Source organism: Mesorhizobium sp. M0340 (assembly GCF_040321535.1).
Classification (GTDB): domain Bacteria; phylum Pseudomonadota; class Alphaproteobacteria; order Rhizobiales; family Rhizobiaceae; genus Mesorhizobium.
In genome coordinates this window covers 173,041-192,097 of record NZ_JAMYRR010000004.1, presented here as the reverse complement: position 1 = coordinate 192,097, position 19,057 = coordinate 173,041, and the positions used below count along the sequence as shown (strand labels likewise).

Sequence of the window (19,057 nt, the reverse complement as noted above, 5' to 3'; positions counted from 1 at the left end):
GGTACCCTCAAGGACGGGATCACGCAGTGGTTCGTTCATGTCATTGGTCCCTCGAATCTCGCATTTATAGGGCGAAGCGCTACTAATAGATATAATCGACCTCTTAGGCGATGTAGTCCCCGGTTCAAAACGGTTGCGACTGGGGAGGCCTCTCTCCTTTGTGCGAGAATCTCGACCAAACTAATACTCTTTACTAATATCCGGCATCACTATAACGTCAATCCATCATGCCCGGACGACCTCGGACCGCGCATGTTCGGAACGCAAGCCAGCCTGGTATCGGACGGTTCCCGTCAGCCGAAGCTTGCCTGCCGCTCCGGAAAATGTCAGACAAATCGGACTATTTACGAACGGCGAATGAGTCTCTAAAGTCGACGATCGCGGCTGGAATGGCGTCGTTCTTCGCTGCCGGAAACCCTTGAGGAGGAGGGCGTCCAAGCCGCGCCGGCACGTTCATCATCAGCGAAAATTACTGAGTCAAAATGGGAGGTTGAATATGAAATCTGTGATACGAAATGCGTCCGTCGCCGCTGCGGCCCTGCTGCTCGGCCTGTCCGCCAGCGCAATTGCGCGGGCCGACGACAAGCCGACACTGGCCTTCGTCGTCAACGGCGCTTCCGATTTCTGGAAGGCGGCGGAAGCCGGCGTCAAGAAGGCTCAAGCCGAACTGCCCAACTACAATCTTGAACTCAAATATCCGGAGCAGTCCTCGGTCGCCATCCAGCAGCGCCTGATGGACGATCTGGTGACGGCCGGCGTGAAGGCGATCATGGTCTCGGCCGTCGATCCCAAGACGTCGACCGACGGGCTGAACAAGATCGCCTCGGAAACGGCGTTGTTCACCACCGACAGCGACGCGCCGCAGACCAAGCGTGTCGCCTATATCGGCTCGTCCAATGTCGATGCCGGCAAGCAGGCGGCAGAGATCGCCAAGAAGGCAATGCCTGACGGCGGCAAGTGCCTCGGCTTCGTCGGCCTGCTCGGCGCCGACAACGCCAAGGAGCGCATCCAGGGCATGAAGGAAGGTCTCGCCGGCACCAAGATCGAATTGGTCGACGTGCGTGGCGACGACATCGATCAGGCTCGCGCCAAGAAGAACGTCGAGGACGCGCTGGTCGCCAGCCCCGACGTCACCTGCATGGTCGGCTTCTATTCCTACAACACGCCGCGCATCTATGAAGCGCTGCGCGATGCCGGCAAGCTCGGCCAGATCACCGTCGTCGGCTTCGACGACGATCCGATCACGCTGGGCGGCGTCAAGGAAGGCACCGTCGCCGCCACCGTCGTGCAGCAGCCCTTCGAATGGGCCTATCAGGGCATGAAGCTGATGGCTGCCTATCTCGAGGGCGACAAGTCGGGCATTCCCGCCGATGGCCTGATCATCATCCCGACCAAGATCATCGGCAAGGACGATGTCGACGCCTACGCCGCCAGCCTCAAGGCGATGTCTGGAAACTGAGCGAATTAGGTTGCGCCGGCTCAAGGTTCGCCTTGAGCCGGCGTTCTATTGACGGGCCTCGCGCGGCTCGTCAGTCTGAGACCAAACGGCTCACCGGCTGCTGTCAGGCGTGATGAATTATTCCGACCCATCCATCGTTGCATCTGCGGACGCTCCGTTCCTGAGCCTCGACGGTGTGCGCAAGACCTATCCCGGCGTCGTTGCGCTGGACGGGTTCTCGATGGAGGTCAGGCCCGGCGAGGTCATCGGCCTGGTCGGCGAAAACGGCGCCGGCAAATCGACGCTGATGAAGATCCTCGGTGGCGTGACCAGGCCGGACACCGGCACCATCACCGTCGATAGCGTCGCTCATGACGGGCTGACTGTCGAGGCCAGCATCGGCTCGGGCATCGCTTTCGTCCACCAGGAACTCAACCTGTTCGAAAACCTCGACGTGGCCGCCAATATCTTCTTCGGCCGCGAACCGCTGCGCGCCGGGCCGCTCAAGCTCGTCGACTGCGCCAGGCTGCGAGCGCAGGCGGCGCCGCTGCTCAAACGCGTGGGCGCCAATTTCTCAGCCGATACGCCGGTGTCGGCGCTGTCGCTGGCGCAGCAGCAAATGGTCGAGATCGCCAAGGCGCTGTCTATTAAGGCACGGCTGGTTATCCTCGACGAACCGACGTCCAGCCTGCCGATCGCCGAAACCGACAAGCTGCTCGGTGTCATCAAGGCGCTGAAGGCAGACGGCATCAGTGTCATTTTCATCTCGCACCGCCTTCACGAGGTCGAGCGCGTCGCCGATCGCGTCGTCGTGCTCAGGGACGGAATGCTCGCCGGGACCTTGCCGAAGAGCGCCATCAATCACGACCAGATGGTCAAGCTGATGATCGGCCGCATGCTGAAGGAGCGCGAGAAGGCCGCAGAATCGGCGCGCCCGCCGGGCTCCGTCGCGCTGTCGGTCAAGGCCATTCGCACCGCCGCCTATCCTGACCGGCCCGTCGACCTCGATGTGAGGCATGGCGAGATCCTCGGCCTGGCCGGCCTCGTCGGCTCCGGCCGGACGGAACTGGCGCGCGTGCTGTTCGGCATCGACAGGAGCTTTGGCGGCTCGTTCCAGCTTGACGGAAAAGACCTGGTTCTTGGTTCGGCCGCCGACGCAGTGGCCAACGGGATTTTCCTCGTCCCGGAAGACCGCAAGCTGACCGGCATCCTGCTCGACCTGTCGATTGCCCAGAACATCTCGCTGCCCAATCTGCCGGCGCATTCGCGGCGCTCGCTGGTCTCGGCCAGCGCCGAGACCGCCACCGCCGAAAAACAGAAGACCGATCTCGGCATCAGGGCGCCCTCCGTGCAGACGCGCACCGGCACGCTGTCGGGCGGCAACCAGCAAAAGGTCGTGCTGGCCAAATGGCTGGCGATGAAGCCGAAGGTGATGATCCTCGATGAGCCGACACGCGGTATCGATATAGGCGCCAAGGCCGAGATCTACGGGCTGATGCGGGCGCTGGCCGATGCCGGGGTCGCCGTGCTGATGATCTCCAGCGACATGGAGGAGGTGATCGGCGTTTCCGACCGCATTGCCGTCATGCATGAGGGCCAGATCTCCGGCATTCTCGACAAGGACCGGTTCAGCCAGGAAAACGTGCTGCTGCTGGCGGTCGGCAAGCAGCCGAAGTAATTCGCAGGCGTTGGGAGAAGACGATGAGCAAGAAAGATCTCGGCCTGCTGATCCTGATCCTGGTGGTCGGCGCGGTGGTGGCGATCATCAACCCGCGCTTCCTGCTGCCGATCAATCTCGCCAACACCTCGAACCTGATCGGGCTGTTCGGCATCCTGTCGATCGGCCAAGCCTTCGTCATCATCACCGGCGGCATCGAATTGTCGGTCGGCTCGGTGGTTGCGCTACTCGGTACGCTGTTCATCGATTTCATCGCCGTGCGGGAGATGGAGTGGCCTCTGGCCTTCGTGCTGATCATCGCGCTCGGCGCCATCATCGGCCTGATGCATGGCTGGCTGATCACCCGGCTGAAGTTGCAGCCGTTTGTCGTCACTCTCTGCGGCCTGCTGATCTATCGCGGCGTGGCGCGCTTCTACACTGCCGACGGCACCGCCGGCTTTGCCTTTGGGCAGAACTTCCCGGAACTCGAATTCCTGACGGCGGGGCGGTCCTGGGGCGTGCCGAACAGTTTCATCGCGCTGATCGTCATCGCCGTCGTCATGTGGGTGGTGCTGCACCGTTCGGTATTCGGGCGCTATCTCTACGCCATCGGCAAGAACGAGGAAGCGGCAAAATATTCCGGCATCCGCACCGGCCGCATCGTCATAGCCGCCTATGTCATCTGCGGCGTGCTGACGGCGCTGTCGGCTATCTATTTCGCCATGTACACACGCTCGATCTCGCCGGCGAGCCACGGCCAGTTCTACGAACTCTACGCCATCGCGGCAGCGGTGCTCGGCGGCTTCTCGCTGCGCGGCGGCGAAGGCTCGCTGATCGGCGTCCTGCTCGGCACGGTGCTGCTGCAGGAGTTGCAGAACCTCGTCAACCTGCTCGGCATCCCGTCCTCGCTCAACTTCGCCGTCATGGGCGGGGTGATCCTCATCGGCGTGCTGGTCGACCAGCAATGGGGCGTGTTCAGGGCGCGGCGGCGGATGCTGGAAGCTACCCGTAAGGGCGTGGCGGGTGCTGCCGCGGAATGACGCAAAAATAGCTGGATGAAATGGGCCGACTGCCATTGGCAGGCATCACAAGGTCGGCCTGAGCTTCGCGACAGGAGTTCAGATTAATCTCCATTTGGAACGAAACCCGTATCGAAGCGTTTATTTAAGCTTTGCTATGCGGAGGCGTCCCATGCCCACGAATCCAGTAAGTACCGCAAAGGTCGGAACTCACCCCCTCCACCCGATGCTGATACCTTTTCCTGTCGCGTTTCTTGTCGGTGCCTTTGTCACCGACCTGGTTTTCTGGGGAACTGCCGATGCTTTCTGGGCACGGGCATCGATGTGGCTGATCGGGGCAGCCATTGTAATGGCTCTTCTCGCCGCGACAGCCGGTTTTATCGACTTCCTCAACGAGCCGCGCATTCGCGCCTTGTCGGACGCCTGGTATCACATGCTGGGCAACCTGACCGCGGTCGTTGTGGCACTGATCAATTTTTATCTTCGCTATGCCCAAGGCGCCGAAGCCGCGGTCCGCCCATGGGGTGTGCTCTTGTCGTTCATAGTGGTCTGCATACTGCTGTTCACCGGCTGGAAGGGCTGGGAAATGGTGTATCGCCATCACGTTGCAGTTCTGGATACACCGGCGGATGCGCCAGTGAAGCCTTCGACAACCACTGCCGCGGATACTCGTCACGCTGGTCGGGACCGTCACGCCGCATGACGCCATAATCCCGAAAAGGGGGTACCGGCTTCCAAAGATATTGGTTAGACAAGTAGCGCCCATACCGAATGCATCGGATGGGCGCTACTTTAGATAAGGCCCGACATGGAGAAGGCCATGGCCTTGCGCAGCACCTCGGCGAAGCGCTCGCCGGCGGCTTCACGAGGGCCGCTATTGTCGATCGAGGTGACACCCGGTCCGGACAGCGCCACATTGGCACTGCGCGCCAGCCGTGCCAGCACTTCGCCGCGCGACTCGCGACCGCGCAATGCCAGCCGCTCGGCCAGGATATCCGGTGTAGCCGTGATCTCGACGACAGCCAGATTGGCGTAGCGCTCCCGCAGCGCCGGGATGATCGCGCGCGAGACGTTGGCGATCGCGACACGGCCGTTGGAGACCGACCAGTCGACTTCGGCCGGGATGCCGTAGTGCAGGCCATGCGCCTCCCAGGAAATGGCGAAGGCGCCATCCGCTTCGGCCTCGACAAAGGCAGCATCGGCGAGCGTATCGTGATCCTCGGTGGCCGCATCGCTCGGCCGGGTGATCACCCGGCGCACGAACTCCAGCCGGCTCTCGCCGGCAAACACCGCGCGCGCATAGCCGATCACCGTGTCCTTGCCGGCACCGCTCGGCCCGACGACGGCGACGAAGACACCGTCGCGGATCGGAAATCCCGCCGCGGACAATTCACGCTCGACCGATGCCGACACCATCATGCGACCCGGCGTCCCTGCCGCCAGACCGTGCGGACGACCGGGACATGGTCGTCGACGCGCACGCGAACCAGATCGGCGCGCCGGCCGGGCTCGATGACACCGCGATCGGTGAGGCCGACCGCCTCGGCCGGGTTCTTCGAAACCATGGCCACAGCCTGCGGCAGCGAGATACCTTCGACCACGTCGCCGAGGAAGAAGGCCGACTGGATCAGGCTGAACGGAATGTAGTCCGATGACAGTATATCGAGCAGGCCGTCGCCGGCCAGCGTGCGGGCCGAGACATTGCCCGAATGCGAAGCGCCGCGCATGACGTTCGGCGCGCCCATCAATACGCCGAGCCCTGCCTTTTTCGAAGCCCTCGCTGCCTCCTCGGTGGTCGGGAACTCGGCGACGCGCACACCTTGCTCGATCGCTTCGTCGACATGGCCGACGGTCGCGTCGTCATGGCTGGCGAGCACGATGCCGCGCTCATGACAAGCCGCGGCGATGAAGCTGCGGTTCGGGCTCGAGTTCCTCGCCGATTCAGCCATCCGCTTTTCGCAGAATTTCTGGAAATCGCGATCCGTAAGCTTCAGCTTGCGCTGATAGTAGTAGGCGTAGGTCTCGAGATCGACGAATTGCCGCTGTCCCGGCGCATGGTCCATCAGCGACGCCAGCCTGACCCGCTCGTCACCGTCGAAATTGGCGAAGGCTGGAAGGCAGTCCGGCGCCGAAACCTCGCAGCGCAGATGGATGAAATGGTCGGCCCTGAGCCGGTCCTGCTGGACACTGTCCTCGATCGCGTCGGCCAGTTTGCGTATGTCGGCAGCCGTCAGGTCCGCATCCTCGTCCATGCCGACGCGCAAGGCGTCGAGCACGGTGGTGATGCCGGCGGTCGCCACCTGCGCGTCATGGGCGAGCACCGCGGCGATCGGGTTCCAGCGCACTTTCGGCCGTGGCGCGTAATGGCCTTCGAGATGATCGGTGTGGAGCTCGACCAGGCCAGGGATGATGAAGTCGCCGCCCATGTCCTCGCCGCTGCGGCCGGGTCCGGCATCAATGGCGGCGATCATGCCGTCGCGCAGCACGATCAACCCTTGGACGATCTGGTCGGAGAGCACGATGCGGGCGTTGTCAAGAACAGTCTCGGCGGTCATTTCAAGCAGTCCTTGCAGGATTTTGCAGCCAACTGGAACCAATTGGCGTCGCACAAACGCGGTTAGAGCAAATAGTCATTAGGCAGTTCTTCTGGCCGGGCGGCGCCCGAGCGCGTGATGGGACAGCACCATGAACGGCGCGCCAGGTTCAGTTTCCACAAACAGCGTCAGCGCGTCCACCGGCACCGGCCTTTGCAGCACGCCCGCAAACAGGCTGTCGATTGCTAAGCGAAGACGAGGGCTTTCCTGTGACGAGACCCGGCCGGACAGCGTCATGTGGAAGCGAAACGTCTCGAACACATAGGGATAACCCCATTGGCAGAGATTGCGGAACTCGTCGGGCTTCAGCGAATCGGGGCTGCGCCGTTCGATCTCGGCTTCCGTCAACGGCGCGCGAAAGCGGTCGAAGTCGCGCACCACATCATCGGCAAAGCGGTTGAGCGACGGCAGCGGTGCTTCCGGCACCAGCGCGAAGAAGCCGTCGATCTGGCTGACGATCAGGCGCGGGATGGTCACTACCGGCGTCGCCTCGGCAAAATCGTCGAGCGCCGCGCGAAGCGAGGTTTCCGTCTCGTTGGAGGCCAGTCGGAAGGGCGCCTTCAGCGTCGCATGAAAGCCATAGCGGCGCGCCGAGGCGGTATGGAAGGCAACTTCTGCCGCCGACAACTCGCCTACTGCCTCGACCGGCTTTGTGGCGGCACCGAATGGGTCGCGGCCGAGCCAGTTGGCGGCGATCCGTGCCAGCGGTTCGTCCTGTCGGGGGGTGAAATAGATCGCGTAGCGCATCGAAAGTCCTTGTCAGCCCCGCTGCCATAGGTGATTTCCATGACGAATTGACGAAGCTTTGCGGCGTTTTCGGTAACAAAACCACACAGCCGGGTCGTTAGCCGACGATTTTTCGCTTGGACCAGCGGTTGGGGCGAAGGGAAGCGGTCAGGCCTTCATCAGCCATTCGTGCTCGGGCGCGTTGTGGAATTTCCACGTCCGCTTCGGTCCGGCCATGACGTTGAGATAATAGAGATCATAGCCGTGGCAGGCTGCGCAGGGGTGATAACCCCTGGGTACCAGCACGACGTCGCCGTCCTCGATAGCCATCGCCTCGTCGAGCGAACGAGCACCGTTCTGGTCGGCATCGGTATAGACACGCTGGAAAGCAAAGCCCTGCGGCGGGTTGAGGCGGTGGTAGTAGGTTTCCTCGAGATAGGATTCAGCCGGCAGATTGTCCTGGTCGTGCTTGTGCGGCGGATAGCTTGATGTGTGGCCGCCGGGTGTGATGACCTCGACCACCAGCAAGGAATCGGCCGGCTTGCCCTCCGGCAGGATGTTGGTGACGTAGCGCGTGTTGGTGCCTTTGCCGCGAACCTCCTGGCCGAGATCGTCAGGTCCGATGACACGGACCGGCAGACCGCCGCCCAGTCCTGGCGCCGAGCAGACGGCAAGTTCGAGATCGGTATCGGCGCTCACCGACCACTCCGACCCCTGCGGCACATAGACCGACCAAGGCTTGCCTTCGAACGGCGACATGCGTTCGCCCAGCAGGCCGAGATCCTTGCCGCCGGCTTTGGCCTTGCCCTTTCCGGTGACGAACACCAGGCAGACCTCACGATCCGCGGTTTGCCCGGAAGCGCTCTCGCCGGGTCTGAGCCGATGCAGATCGAAGCCGACATAGGTCCAGCCGGCGTTTTGCGGCGTCACATGAGCGACGCGGCCGTGGCCCTTATTGGCTTTGATGAGCAGCTTAGACATGGTCATTCCTTCGGTTTGGCGTCCGCCGATGGCTTGTCCTCGTCAGCCGGCTTGTAGAGATAGAAGAATTGCCAGACGGCATAGCCGGCGAAGCCGAGCGCGATCACGCCCCAGAACGGCGTGCCGGTGGCGAATTCGATCACCGACCAGACCAGGCAGACCGCGACAACGGCAACGCGCCGCCACAGCGGCCGGAAAAACGGGTGCTCGGAGTCCTTCATCGGATCACCCCCGGCATCGGATCAGCCCTTCCTCGCGAGCCTCAAGCATTGGGAAAGCCTTGTGTCTCCACCGTATAGCCGGCCGCTGTCATCACCCGCATCAATTCCTTGTAGCCGACCTGCGCCATCTTGAGCGGCGGGTTCTTCTTCGGATCCTGCTCGGCCTCCACCACGAACCAGCCTTCATAGCCATGGTCGGCGAGCCTCTGGACGATGGCGCCAAAGTCCAGCGAGCCATCTCCCGGCACGGTGAAGGCACCAAGCGCCACCGCATCGAGAAAGGATTGCCTGCTACGATCCAGCTTGTTGATCACCTCCATGCGCACGTCTTTCACATGCACGTGGTTGATGCGCCGGTGGTGGTTATCAATAGCGCGCAGCACATCGCCCCCGGCAAAGGCCAGGTGACCCGCGTCGAGCAGCAATGGAATGCCTTCTCCCGAATAGCGCATGAAGGCGTCGAGCTCTGGCTCGGTCTCGACCACCGCTGCCATGTGATGGTGATAGGAGAGCGGCATGCCTTGCTCGGCACACCATTCGCCGAACTGCGTGAGCTGCTTCGCGTAGGCTTTCATCTCATCGTCCGACAGCCTGGGCTTGCTGGCGAGGGGTTTCGAGCGGTCGCCCTGGATGGACCGGCCGACTTCGCCATAGACGATGCAGGGCGCATTCACCGCCTTGAACAGATCGATCATCGGCTGGATACGATCCTTGTTTTTCGCCATGTCTTCATTGACCAGCGTCCCCGAGAACCAGCCGCCGCAAAGCGTCACGTCGGCCTCTTTCAGGATTGGCAGCATGATTTGCGGATCGTTGGGAAAGCGGCGGCCCATTTCCATGCCGGTAAAGCCAGCCGAGCGCGACTGGCGCAGGCACTCCTCCAGCGACACATCATCGCTGAGTTCGGCAAGATCGTCGTTCCACCATGCAATGGGGGACATGCCCAGTTTGGCTTTCAAGTCGTCACTCCAGTTTCAGACATTTCGAGGCGCGTTCGCGGATGGCTCAAAGAACCCGCCCGCTCAGCGCTTCCTCGTATTTCTTGCGCGCCGCATTCACTTGCGGCCGTGCCGAGACTTCCGGCACTGCGACATCCCACCAGCTTCCACCGGCCTCGGTCGAAACCAGCGGGTCGGTGTCGATGACCAGCACGGTCGTTCGCGTGTTCTTCTTCGCTTGCGCCAGCGCCGTTTCCAGCCCGGCGATCGATGGCACTTTTTCGGCAATCGCACCCATGCTCGCAGCATGCGCGGCGAAGTCGATCTCGGGCAAGGTTTCGTGACGGGCGTCCTTCAGCAGATTGTTGAAGTTGGCGCCGCCGGTCGCCATCTGCAGCCGGTTGATGCAGCCATAGCCGCGGTTGTCGAGCAGCACGATGGTCAGCTTGAGGCCGAGCATCACAGAGGTCGCGATCTCGGAATTGAGCATCAGGTAGGAGCCGTCGCCGATCATCACGACTACCTCTTCGTCCGGCTTGGCCATCTTGACGCCGAGTCCGCCGGCGATTTCATAGCCCATTGTCGAGAACCCGTATTCTGCGTGGTAGGAACCGGGCGCGCCCGCCTGCCAGAGCTTGTGCAACTCGCCGGGCAAGCCGCCGGCGGCGTGGAGCAGTACCACGCCGGAGCCCATGGCGCGCTGTACGGCGCCGATCACCTGCGCGTCGGACGGATAGGCGGCATTGGTCGACGCAGTCACCTTGCCCGCCTCCGCCTGCCATTCCTTTTTGCCCTTGATCGCATTGTCGGTCCAGGCGGCAGGCGCCTTCCAGCCCTTCAGCGCCTCGCCGAGTTCGGCGAGCCCTTCCGCCGCATCGGCGACCAGCGTCAGCGCCTGGTGCTTTCCGGCGTCGAAGGGCTGGACGTTGAGCCCGATAATGGTCTTGCCGGCATTCTTGAACAGTGCCCAGGAGCCGGTGGTGAAGTCCTGCAGCCTAGTGCCGACGGCAAGCACGACGTCGGCCTCTTCGGCCAGCCTGTTGGCAGCCGAAGTGCCGGTGACGCCGACCGCCGCCATGTTCAGCGGATGATCGTCGGGCAGCGAGGATTTGCCGCCTTGCGTCTCGCAGACCGGAACGCCGGCGTCCTGCACCAGTCTGGCCAGTTCACCCGACGCCTGCGAATAGAGTACGCCGCCGCCGGCAATCACCAATGGCTTCTTCGCCGCTTTAAGCGCCGCCACCGCGGCGGCCAGCTCCTGGCGATCCGGACGCGGTCGCCGCTGATGCCAGATTCGTTCGGCAAAGAAGCTCTCGGGGTAGTCATACGCTTCTGCCTGCACGTCCTGGCACAGCGCCAGCGTCACCGGGCCGCATTCGGCGGGATCGGTCAGCACCTGCATGGCGCGGTTGAGCGCCGGCATGATCTGCTCCGGCCGGGTGATGCGGTCGAAATAGCGCGACACCGGCCGGAGGCAGTCATTGACGGTCGCCGTGCCGTCGGAGAAATCCTCGGCCTGCTGCAGGACAGGGTCGGGAATGCGATTGGCAAAGACGTCACCGGGCAGAAACAGGACAGGCAACCTGTTTACATGCGCAAGCGCCGCAGCGGTCACCATGTTGAGCGCGCCGGGGCCGATCGAACTGGTCGCAGCCATGAAGCGGCGGCGGAAATTGGCTTTGGCATAGGCGATCGCCGCATGCGCCATTGCCTGCTCGTTATGGGCACGGAAGGTCGGCAGCTCGTCGCGAGCCTGGTACAGCGCCTCGCCGACGCCGGCGACATTGCCGTGGCCGAAGATCGCCCAGACGCCGCCGAAGATCGGCACCTTCTTCCCGTCCATCTCGGTCATCTGTCGAGCAAGAAAGCGGGTCAGAGCCTGCGCCATCGTCAGGCGGATTGTCTTGGTCATGTCGGTTCCTCCGCAGTCCTTATCGCCGCGCCTTCTTATGCTGCTTTGCGGCCGCGCGCGGCAAGCCACGCCTCGGTCAGTCTCTCGAAGCGAGATGCCATGTCGGCAACCGCTTCATCGTCCGACATCTTGCCGGCAAGCCATTGTTCGGCCGCGTTGATGAAGATGGTGCGGCCGACGGCAAAGCCCTTGACGATGGGCGCCTTGGCGGTGGCGGCAAAGGCCGCTTCCAGCTCGTCCTGCGGCGCTTCCAAACCGAGCAGCACAATCCCGCGGCACCACGGATCGTTTTTCAGGATCACCGCCTCGATCTTTGCCCATGCGCCGTGCGATGCCTGCGGTTCGAGCTTCCACCAATCGGGCTTGATGCCGAGTGCGTAGAGTTCCTCAAGCGCGCGCGGGATGGTCATGTCGTCGAGCTTGCCATGCTTGCCGGCGATGATCTCCACCAGCAGTTCTCTGCCCACTTTCCGCGCGGCCTCGAACAAAGCGCGCAGTTTCTGCTGCTGTTCGGTCCTCAGCTCCGCCGGATCATCGGGATGATAGAAGCACAGGCACTTGATGCAGTGGTCGACCGGCCATTCGGTCAGTTGCGAACCAATGTCTTGCGAGAACTCGAAGCGAAGCGGCCGCGAACCCGGCAACTCGACCGGCCGGCCGAGCCAGGTGAAGGAATGGTGGGCGAATTCGAACATCGCCTCGCGTCCGTATTTTTCGTCGAGCAGCATGCCATAGCCGGCGCGGCCGGCCGCGACTTTGGCCGCAGCCTTGACAGTCAGCACCTTGAAAGCCGGGATCCGCGACGGATCGGCGCCGGCTTTTGCCGCGACGTCCTCCAGCTGGACGCGGTGGTCGCAGGCGAACGCCATCAGCGAGGGGATGTCGCGCCGGCGCGTGGTCGCCCAATGGATGTGGTTGATCGCCTCGTCCTTGCGCAGCGCCAGGTGCTTGCTGCCGTTTTTCAGGAAGAACTGCAATTCCTCGAAGGTCGGGTATTCAGGTGCGCAGAGGAGCCGCGACACGGCAAATGCCCCGCAGGCATTGGCCCAGGTCGCCGCCGTCGCCAGGCTTTCCTCGCCGAGCCAGCCGCGCAGGAAGCCCGACATGAAGGCGTCGCCGGCGCCAAGCACATTGTAGACCTCGATAGGAAACCCCTTGCCGACGATGCCGTCCTCGAGATCGTCGCTGATCGGCCCGTCATAGACGATGCAGCCCATGGCGCCGCGCTTCAGCACGATGGTTGCCGCCGACAGCGAGCGGATGGTTTTCAGCGCGCTCAGGCAATCGTCTGCGCCCGACGCGATCATGATTTCCTCTTCGGTGCCGACGATGAGATCGCAGTCGGGCAGCACCGTCTTCAGCCGCGCCGACACGCGGTCGGATTTCACATAGCGCTCGAAACCTTCGGCGTGGCCGGCGAGACCCCACAGGTTGGGGCGGTAGTCGATGTCGAACACCACCTTGCCGCCCTTGGCTTTCATGACACGGATCGCCTTGCGCTGCGCGGCGTCGCTGTTGGGTCGTGAAAAATGCGTGCCGGTGACGACGACTGCGCGTGCCGAAGCGATGAACGCCTCATCGATGTCGTCTTGCGAAAGCGCCATGTCGGCGCAATCGCTGCGATAGAAGATCATCGGCGAGACGCCTTCATCCTCGACCGACAGCAGCACCAGGGCGGTCAGCCGCTCCGGATCGGCCTTGAGGCCTTGGACCGAAACGCCCTCGCGGGTCAGCTGCTCGCGGATGAACCGGCCCATCTGCTCATTGCCGACGCGGGTGAGCAGCGCCGAGCGCAGGCCTAGTCTGGCAGTGCCGACTGCGATATTGGCCGGACAGCCGCCGACCGACTTGGCAAAGGAAGTAATGTCCTCAAGGCGCGAGCCGATCTGCTGGCCGTAGAGATCGACGGAAGCGCGGCCGATCGTGATGATGTCGAGCGGCGAATATTTCGCTTCCACGGCCTCGCTCATTCGAACCTCCCATCGGCTTTGTTGTCTTGGGTAACACGCGCGAGCGGCAGCGTGGCGCCAGCAATATGAAATAATAATTCCAATCCATAGTCAATATGGAACGAGCATTCCCAAGCTGAAAAGTGCTGTGCAAGGCTCGCGCGTTCAGAAACTTTGAAGTCAGACGAACGTCAAGTGTCTACCACTGAGACCAGCTGATTTACCAAGGAAGTGGGCCATCATCGTTGAAGTACCCGGCGGTCGGGCCGTCGGCGTCCAAGGTCGCCAGGTGAATGACGATCTCGGCCGCCTGCTGCACCGTACGGTGACCTTTATAGCCGTTGAGATCGGTGGCAGTGTAGCCAGGCGCGGCGGCGTTGACCTTGATGCCTTGCGGTGCGAGCTCCCTGGCGAAGGCCACCGTGATGGCGTTTAACGCTGTCTTGGAGCTGCCGTAGCTCATCATATTGATGGCGTGGTTCGTGGTGGCGGGATCCAGCGCCCGGCCGATGGAGCCGGTGGAGCTGCTCACCATCACGATCCGCGCAGCATGTGCTGCCAGCAGCAGCGGCAGGAATGCCTGGGTCACGCGGATCGGGCCGAAGACATTGACGTCGTAGGTGGCCTGGATATCGGCGATCCGCTGCTGGCTCGGCGGCAGGTCGTAGTTGATGGCGACGCCAGCGTTGTTCACCAGCACGTCAAGGCGGCGGCTGGCCTGCCCGAACGCCTCGGCTGCCGCCTTCACACTGTCATCCCTCGTGACGTCCAGCTCAAGCCACTCTACGTCGTGGCCTTCGGCACGCAATGCCTGCGCCGCCGCCATGCCGCGTTCGGCGCTCCTGGCTCCGAGCCAGACCTTGAAGCCCATGGTCGCCATTCGCCGGGCGATTTCACGGCCTATACCCTTGTTGGCGCCGGTCACCAGCGCAGTTTTCGATGCCGTCATATCGTGTCTCCATGTTTGCTGTCGAAGACCCACAAATGGCGCGAGGCAGCGGGCGCCGCGCGCCGGAAACTCTCCAGCTCTTGCCTAATCCTCTCACGCTGTTGCGCGGCCGGTGCGAATGCGCGATGCTGGCGCAATGAGCGAGGCGCTGCAGGAGTTGATCGAAATCGCCGGCCGCCATGCGCGCGGGCGAAGAATAAGAACGGCGATTCCCCGCGTTTCGATCGGCCGCAGCGAAGTCGCGACGGCGCCATTGCCGGGTGTGTGGGGGTCGGGGGTCTTATTCGTATTGCAGGGCGCGAAGACGGTTCTGATCGGCGACCGGGCTCTTCGTTACGACCCGGCCAGCTATTTCATCTACACTGTCGAGACGCCCAGCATCAGCCAGATAGTCGAAGCGAGCGCCGCACGTCCTTATCTGGCCATTGGCTTGACCCTTGACCTGCAGGCTGTCGCCGCGCTCCTCGTTGAGCACGGGCCGGTCCTCGGGGGCGACAGGTTCTCCACCTCTCCCGTTGATGACGACCTGCTCGACGCGTTGCGTCGAATGCTGCGGCTGCTTGACCGGCCAGCGGAGATTCCCGTGCTCGCGGCCATGCTCGAGCGGGAGATGCTGTTTCGGCTCCTGCAAGGCCCGCAAGGCGGAAAGCTTCGTGAACTTGCGCGCGCCGACGGCCATCTGTCCCGGATTGGCCAGGCGATCGCCTGGATCCGCTCGCATCCCCATCAGCCGGTTCGGGTCGGGGATCTGGCCGAAATCGCCCATATGAGCAGTGCTGCGTTTTATCGTCACTTCAAGGCGGCGACGGCCATGAGCCCAATCCAGTATCAAAAGCAAATCCGCTTGCTGGAAGCCCGCCATCTGCTGGTTGCCCAGCCGGGCAACGTGGCGCGTGTCGCCTTCGCTGTCGGCTATGAGAGTGCTTCCCAGTTCAGCCGGGAGTATGCCCGCCAGTTCGGATCGCCGCCTGCCCGCGACGCAGCGCGGCTTTTGGCAGGAGGCGAAACGGCGATAGAGGTGCTCTAAGGCTTGCGCTTCCTGCCGCTGTCGCGCCGCTTCTCGCCGACCGCGACGGTCAGCGCCATGGCCAAGGCCATCGTCGCCGACAGCGAGCGGAAGCCGGCGAAATCGGCCTCGGCGACCTCGAACCAGACCCTGGCGAACTGGGCGAGCGGCGAAAAGGAGGAGTCGGTAATCGCCACGATCGGCACGCCTTGTTCCGAAATGACGCGCGCCTCCTCGATGGTGGCCGGGGCATAGGGTGAAAAGCTTATGGCGATGACGGCGTCCCTTGGAGAGGCAAAGCCGATCATCTCCGCATTGAGGCCGGCGGCCGATTCGATCAGCTGGTTGCGGATCTTGAGCTTGCCCAATGCGTAGGCGATGTAGGAGGCGACCGGGTAGGAGCGCCGCTTGGCCAGCACGTAAATGGTTTCGGCCTTGGCCAGCACGGCGATCGCATCTTCGAAATGGTCTTCATTCAGCGTGCGCGAAATGTCGTTGAGCGAGGTGCTGGCTGCGGCAACAAAACCGTCGAAAATCGCGCGGTGGCCGGCGCCTTCCTCGGCCTTGGCGCGCAATGCCGCCAGCCTTTCATCATAGGACGAGTTGCGCTCGCGCAGACGCTCGCGAAACACCAACTGCAGGCTGGTGAAACCATCAAAACCAAGCTGCTGGGCAAAGCGGATCAGCGTCGAAGGCTGGACACCGGCGGAAGCGGCGATGCTGGCGGCGGTGCCGAAGGCGATATCGTCTGGGTTGTCGAGCGCATAGGCGGCGATCTGGGCGATACGTTTCGGCAGGCTTTGGCGCCGCTCCAGGATCGTCGCCCGCAGGGTCTCGAAATCGCGCGGCACCCGTTCGTCCATTGTCGCTCCGCCCAGGCTCATCGTCTGGTTCCCTCTGTGCCCCATCATAGCGGGCCTGTACAAGAACACCATAAAAAATGAGACAAGCGTTCCATCTGCAGACAAATTGGACTAATTCATCCACACAAACTTTGCACACAGGGAGGCAAGCGGATGGTCGGGGTAGGTCTTATCGGCACGGGCTTCATGGGTAAGTGCCACGCCATTGCCTGGAACGCGGTTGGTACCGTCTTTCCCGATGTGGACAAGCCAAGGCTGGTTCATTTGGGCGAGGTCAACGAGGACCTTGCCAAACGCCGTGCCAGCGAATTCGGCTTCGCCAGGGCCTCCGGTGACTGGCGGGCGGTGGTCGACGATCCCGACGTCGATGTCATCTCGCTGACCACGCCGAACCAGTTCCACCCGGAAATGGCCATCGCCATCCTCGAAGCCGGGAAGCATCTGTGGTGTGAAAAACCGATGGCGCCGAGTTTTGCGGAGGCGCAAGCAATGGCTGCGGCGGCCCAAAAGTCCGGCAAAGTCGCCGCGCTCGGCTATAACTACATCCAGAACCCCGCAATCCGCCATATCGGCGCGCTGCTCGACGAGAAGATCATCGGCGAGGTCAACCATCTGCGCATCGAGATGGACGAGGACTTCATGGCCGATCCGGAGGCGCTGTTCTTCTGGAAGCACGAGGCGGCGTCCGGTTACGGCGCGCTCGACGATTTCGCCGTGCATCCGCTTTCGCTCATCGCCGTGCTGTTCGGCCGCGTTGCCCGCGTCATGTGCGACATGGCCAAACCCTATGCCGAACGCCGCGTCGCCTCTGGCGGGCGCCGCGCGGTCGAAACCTACGACATCGCCAGCATCCTGATGCATCTCGAAAACGGCATCGCCGGCACGCTGCTGGTCAACCGTTCGGCCTGGGGCCGCAAAGGCCGGATCGCCATCCAGATTTTTGGCTCGAAGGGCTCGATCCTGTACGATCAGGAGCGGATGAATGAGTTCCAGCTCTATCTGACAGCCGACCGGCCGACCGAGCAAGGCTATCGCACGATCCTGGTGGCGCCGCACCACAAGCCCTACGACGCCTTCCTGCCGGCACCCGGCCACGGGCTTGGCTTCAACGATCTCAAGATCATCGAATGCAGGGAACTTTTGACGCGGCTGGCCGGCAAGCCGGCGCGCATCATCGACTTCGACGAAGGCTTGGAGATCGAGCGCACCGTGCACGCGATGGCCAGGTCGTTCAGTGAGAGCCGCTGGGAGGACGTGAGGTAGCCCTCCCCGGCATCCGCTTCACAGTGGCCGCTTCAGCCGCCTGCGGCCGAGGTGTCCGTTTCCCACCCGTTCACCCAGACCTGCCGCAAACCGTCGCCTTCACCCTTGAACCATAGTCCCGTCGCCTGGCAATCCTCGATCCGGTCGCTGCGGAAATTGCGGATTGCCTGGCGCAGCTCGCACCAGGCAACGATGTTGGCGGTTTCGAAGTAGTAGATGAGGGCGATCGGACAGATGATGCGCTCGGTGGCTCGGCCCAGTTCGTCGCGGTAGGAAAGGTCCAGCTTGGCCTCGTCGCGGATGGCACGGCGCACCAACGCCAGATCGACCGCGGAGGCTGATGGCGCGGCAAAACCCCATGCATGCAACTGATTGGCGTCGAGCGTTTGGCGCAAAGGCGGCGGCACCGCGCCGGCGATCTTGGCGCTGACGCGCTTGGCCGCCTGCTTGAGCTCGCTGTCGCCCGTGCGTTCGAGCAGCGCGAGAGACAATACGATCGCCTCCATCTCCTCGATCGAAAACATCAACGGCGGCAAGTCGAAGCCAGGACGCAGTATGTAGCCGATGCCGCGCCCGCCCTCGATCGGCACGCGCATCGCCTGCAGCGCGGCAATGTCACGATAGACCGAGCGCACCGTCACCTCCAGCCGCTTGGCGATCATTGCCGCCGTCACCGGCTTCCTCGCCAGCCGCAGGATCTGGATGATCTCGAACAGACGCGACGCCTTGCGCATTCCCTCACTCGGCCCGAAGGCAACTGACAACACCTCGTCAGTTGGACTGACCTATAGGATCGCCTATCGGATTGAAAATCAACAAGTTCCTCTGCAGCTCGCCTGCATGAGGCGACAGGCAACTGACATGGACTACGCGGCAAACCTCTGGCTCTTTTTTCTCCTCCTTTTCGGCATCATCATCGTGCCCGGCATGGACATGCTTTTCGTGCTTGCCAATGCGCTGACCGGCGGCAGCAGCAGAGGGCTTGCGGCGACCGGCGGCATCATGCTGGGCGGCGTGGTGCATACGCTGAACGGCGCGCTCGGCGTCGGCCTGCTCATGCATTTCTTGCCGATCCTCTTCAATCCGCTGCTGATTGCCGGCGCCGCCTACATGGCCTTTATCGGCATCACGCTGATGCGCAGCTCCATCACCGTCGGCCATGACGGCCCTGCCGCCAGCCGCTCCGCATGGAAGGCCTTTCGCCAGGGGATCATGACCTGCCTGATCAATCCAAAGGCCTATCTCTTTGTTCTTGCCGTCTATCCGCAGTTTCTGAGGCCGGATTACGGCCCGATCTGGATGCAGGCGATCATCATGGGGCTGATGACGATCGCCACGCAGTTCGCTGTCTATGGCGGACTCGCAATTACCGCCGGTCGCAGCCGGGATCTGCTGGTCGCCAATCCAAGGGCAACCGCTCTTGCCGGCCGGGCGGCCGGACTGCTTCTCGTTGCGGTTTCGGCGCTCACCGTCTGGGAAGGCTTGAAGGCGGCGTGAATTCCGAGCCCGAAGGGCGCAACGTCCATGGCAGCGGCGCCGGC

At 62.9% G+C, this 19,057-nt stretch carries 18 protein-coding genes; 7 read left to right on the top strand and 11 right to left on the bottom strand.

Annotated features, from left to right (window positions below):
* The first annotated feature begins 496 nt into the window (after positions 1–496).
* The 4 genes from NKI79_RS07665 (at position 497) to NKI79_RS07650 (ending at position 4,817) form a co-directional block, all read left to right on the top strand.
* Positions 497–1,459, top strand: coding sequence for a sugar-binding protein (locus NKI79_RS07665; RefSeq protein ID WP_254815899.1), 963 nt, complete (start codon positions 497–499; stop codon positions 1,457–1,459).
* A 112-nt stretch (positions 1,460–1,571) separates the two neighbouring features.
* Complete coding sequence (locus NKI79_RS07660) at positions 1,572–3,116, top strand: sugar ABC transporter ATP-binding protein (protein WP_352800816.1); 1,545 nt, start codon at positions 1,572–1,574, stop codon at positions 3,114–3,116.
* 23 nt (positions 3,117–3,139) lie between these two features.
* Positions 3,140–4,135 (top strand): ABC transporter permease, encoded by a 996-nt coding sequence (locus tag NKI79_RS07655; RefSeq protein ID WP_254815901.1) that lies wholly within the window; start codon positions 3,140–3,142, stop codon positions 4,133–4,135.
* 151 nt (positions 4,136–4,286) lie between these two features.
* Positions 4,287–4,817: a DUF2231 domain-containing protein gene (locus NKI79_RS07650; RefSeq protein WP_352800813.1), complete on the top strand. Its 531-nt coding sequence runs from the start codon at positions 4,287–4,289 to the stop codon at positions 4,815–4,817.
* An 89-nt stretch (positions 4,818–4,906) separates the two neighbouring features.
* On the opposite strand, the gene phnN is transcribed toward NKI79_RS07650, so the two are convergent.
* The 9 genes from phnN to NKI79_RS07605 all read right to left on the bottom strand — a co-directional run bounded on the left by phnN (position 4,907) and on the right by NKI79_RS07605 (position 14,384).
* A complete protein-coding gene (gene phnN / locus NKI79_RS07645) occupies positions 4,907–5,533 on the bottom strand; it encodes a phosphonate metabolism protein/1,5-bisphosphokinase (PRPP-forming) PhnN (protein WP_352800811.1) in 627 nt (208 codons plus the stop codon).
* Positions 5,530–6,669, bottom strand: a complete 1,140-nt coding sequence (locus tag NKI79_RS07640) for an alpha-D-ribose 1-methylphosphonate 5-triphosphate diphosphatase (RefSeq protein WP_352800809.1) — start codon at positions 6,667–6,669, stop codon at positions 5,530–5,532. The genes phnN and NKI79_RS07640 overlap by 4 nt, the downstream gene beginning before the upstream one ends.
* 78 nt (positions 6,670–6,747) lie before the next feature.
* Positions 6,748–7,455 carry a DUF1045 domain-containing protein gene (locus NKI79_RS07635; protein ID WP_352800807.1) on the bottom strand — a complete coding sequence of 236 codons (708 nt, stop codon included), beginning with the start codon at positions 7,453–7,455 and terminating at the stop codon, positions 6,748–6,750.
* A 147-nt stretch (positions 7,456–7,602) separates the two neighbouring features.
* Positions 7,603–8,415, bottom strand: a complete 813-nt coding sequence (gene iolB, locus NKI79_RS07630) for a 5-deoxy-glucuronate isomerase (RefSeq protein WP_352800805.1) — start codon at positions 8,413–8,415, stop codon at positions 7,603–7,605.
* A gap of 2 nt (positions 8,416–8,417) precedes the next feature.
* A complete protein-coding gene (locus NKI79_RS07625; RefSeq protein WP_254815905.1) occupies positions 8,418–8,636 on the bottom strand; it encodes a DUF3329 domain-containing protein in 219 nt (72 codons plus the stop codon).
* Between the two features lie 41 nt (positions 8,637–8,677).
* Positions 8,678–9,595: a myo-inosose-2 dehydratase gene (gene iolE / locus NKI79_RS07620; RefSeq protein WP_352686472.1), complete on the bottom strand. Its 918-nt coding sequence runs from the start codon at positions 9,593–9,595 to the stop codon at positions 8,678–8,680.
* A gap of 46 nt (positions 9,596–9,641) precedes the next feature.
* Complete coding sequence (iolD, locus tag NKI79_RS07615; RefSeq protein ID WP_352800803.1) at positions 9,642–11,486, bottom strand: 3D-(3,5/4)-trihydroxycyclohexane-1,2-dione acylhydrolase (decyclizing); 1,845 nt, start codon at positions 11,484–11,486, stop codon at positions 9,642–9,644.
* Between the two features lie 35 nt (positions 11,487–11,521).
* The gene (locus tag NKI79_RS07610) at positions 11,522–13,456 is read right to left on the bottom strand and encodes a bifunctional 5-dehydro-2-deoxygluconokinase/5-dehydro-2-deoxyphosphogluconate aldolase (RefSeq protein WP_352800801.1); all 1,935 of its coding nucleotides are present in this window, start codon (positions 13,454–13,456) and stop codon (positions 11,522–11,524) included.
* Positions 13,457–13,655: 199 nt separating this feature from the next.
* On the bottom strand, positions 13,656–14,384 hold the full coding sequence (locus tag NKI79_RS07605) for an SDR family oxidoreductase (RefSeq protein ID WP_352800799.1): 729 nt from the start codon (positions 14,382–14,384) through the stop codon (positions 13,656–13,658).
* Positions 14,385–14,520: 136 nt separating this feature from the next.
* Between NKI79_RS07605 and NKI79_RS07600 the strand changes: the two genes are divergently transcribed.
* Entirely contained in the window at positions 14,521–15,411 is an 891-nt protein-coding gene (locus NKI79_RS07600; protein ID WP_352800797.1) for an AraC family transcriptional regulator, read from the top strand.
* On the opposite strand, the gene NKI79_RS07595 is transcribed toward NKI79_RS07600, so the two are convergent.
* Positions 15,408–16,253, bottom strand: coding sequence for a MurR/RpiR family transcriptional regulator (locus NKI79_RS07595; protein WP_352464792.1), 846 nt, complete (start codon positions 16,251–16,253; stop codon positions 15,408–15,410). The genes NKI79_RS07600 and NKI79_RS07595 overlap by 4 nt on opposite strands.
* A 153-nt stretch (positions 16,254–16,406) precedes the next feature.
* Here NKI79_RS07595 and NKI79_RS07590 point away from each other — a divergent pair, with 153 nt between their 5' ends.
* Positions 16,407–17,516, top strand: coding sequence for a Gfo/Idh/MocA family protein (locus tag NKI79_RS07590; protein ID WP_352800795.1), 1,110 nt, complete (start codon positions 16,407–16,409; stop codon positions 17,514–17,516).
* A 32-nt stretch (positions 17,517–17,548) separates the two neighbouring features.
* On the opposite strand, the gene NKI79_RS07585 is transcribed toward NKI79_RS07590, so the two are convergent.
* The gene (locus NKI79_RS07585) at positions 17,549–18,250 is read right to left on the bottom strand and encodes a helix-turn-helix transcriptional regulator (RefSeq protein WP_352800793.1); all 702 of its coding nucleotides are present in this window, start codon (positions 18,248–18,250) and stop codon (positions 17,549–17,551) included.
* Positions 18,251–18,377: 127 nt separating this feature from the next.
* On the opposite strand from NKI79_RS07585, the gene NKI79_RS07580 reads away from it, so the two are divergent.
* The gene (locus NKI79_RS07580) at positions 18,378–19,013 is read left to right on the top strand and encodes a LysE family translocator (RefSeq protein ID WP_352800791.1); all 636 of its coding nucleotides are present in this window, start codon (positions 18,378–18,380) and stop codon (positions 19,011–19,013) included.
* The last annotated feature ends 44 nt before the right edge of the window (positions 19,014–19,057 follow it).

What these genes read in the sequence shown, in the direction of transcription:
- NKI79_RS07585 (WP_352800793.1), bottom strand. Translation starts at nt 18,250, where the DNA reads ATGCGCAAGGCGTCGCGTCTGTTCGAGATCATCCAGATCCTGCGGCTG.
- iolD (WP_352800803.1), bottom strand. Translation starts at nt 11,486, where the DNA reads ATGACCAAGACAATCCGCCTGACGATGGCGCAGGCTCTGACCCGCTTT.
- NKI79_RS07655 (WP_254815901.1), top strand. Translation starts at nt 3,140, where the DNA reads ATGAGCAAGAAAGATCTCGGCCTGCTGATCCTGATCCTGGTGGTCGGC.
- iolB (WP_352800805.1), bottom strand. Translation starts at nt 8,415, where the DNA reads ATGTCTAAGCTGCTCATCAAAGCCAATAAGGGCCACGGCCGCGTCGCT.
- phnN (WP_352800811.1), bottom strand. Translation starts at nt 5,533, where the DNA reads ATGATGGTGTCGGCATCGGTCGAGCGTGAATTGTCCGCGGCGGGATTT.
- NKI79_RS07600 (WP_352800797.1), top strand. Translation starts at nt 14,521, where the DNA reads ATGAGCGAGGCGCTGCAGGAGTTGATCGAAATCGCCGGCCGCCATGCG.
- NKI79_RS07640 (WP_352800809.1), bottom strand. Translation starts at nt 6,669, where the DNA reads ATGACCGCCGAGACTGTTCTTGACAACGCCCGCATCGTGCTCTCCGAC.
- NKI79_RS07665 (WP_254815899.1), top strand. Translation starts at nt 497, where the DNA reads ATGAAATCTGTGATACGAAATGCGTCCGTCGCCGCTGCGGCCCTGCTG.
- NKI79_RS07590 (WP_352800795.1), top strand. Translation starts at nt 16,407, where the DNA reads ATGGTCGGGGTAGGTCTTATCGGCACGGGCTTCATGGGTAAGTGCCAC.
- NKI79_RS07580 (WP_352800791.1), top strand. Translation starts at nt 18,378, where the DNA reads ATGGACTACGCGGCAAACCTCTGGCTCTTTTTTCTCCTCCTTTTCGGC.
- NKI79_RS07610 (WP_352800801.1), bottom strand. Translation starts at nt 13,456, where the DNA reads ATGAGCGAGGCCGTGGAAGCGAAATATTCGCCGCTCGACATCATCACG.
- NKI79_RS07625 (WP_254815905.1), bottom strand. Translation starts at nt 8,636, where the DNA reads ATGAAGGACTCCGAGCACCCGTTTTTCCGGCCGCTGTGGCGGCGCGTT.
- NKI79_RS07635 (WP_352800807.1), bottom strand. Translation starts at nt 7,455, where the DNA reads ATGCGCTACGCGATCTATTTCACCCCCCGACAGGACGAACCGCTGGCA.
- NKI79_RS07650 (WP_352800813.1), top strand. Translation starts at nt 4,287, where the DNA reads ATGCCCACGAATCCAGTAAGTACCGCAAAGGTCGGAACTCACCCCCTC.
- NKI79_RS07595 (WP_352464792.1), bottom strand. Translation starts at nt 16,253, where the DNA reads ATGGACGAACGGGTGCCGCGCGATTTCGAGACCCTGCGGGCGACGATC.
- NKI79_RS07660 (WP_352800816.1), top strand. Translation starts at nt 1,572, where the DNA reads ATGAATTATTCCGACCCATCCATCGTTGCATCTGCGGACGCTCCGTTC.
- NKI79_RS07605 (WP_352800799.1), bottom strand. Translation starts at nt 14,384, where the DNA reads ATGACGGCATCGAAAACTGCGCTGGTGACCGGCGCCAACAAGGGTATA.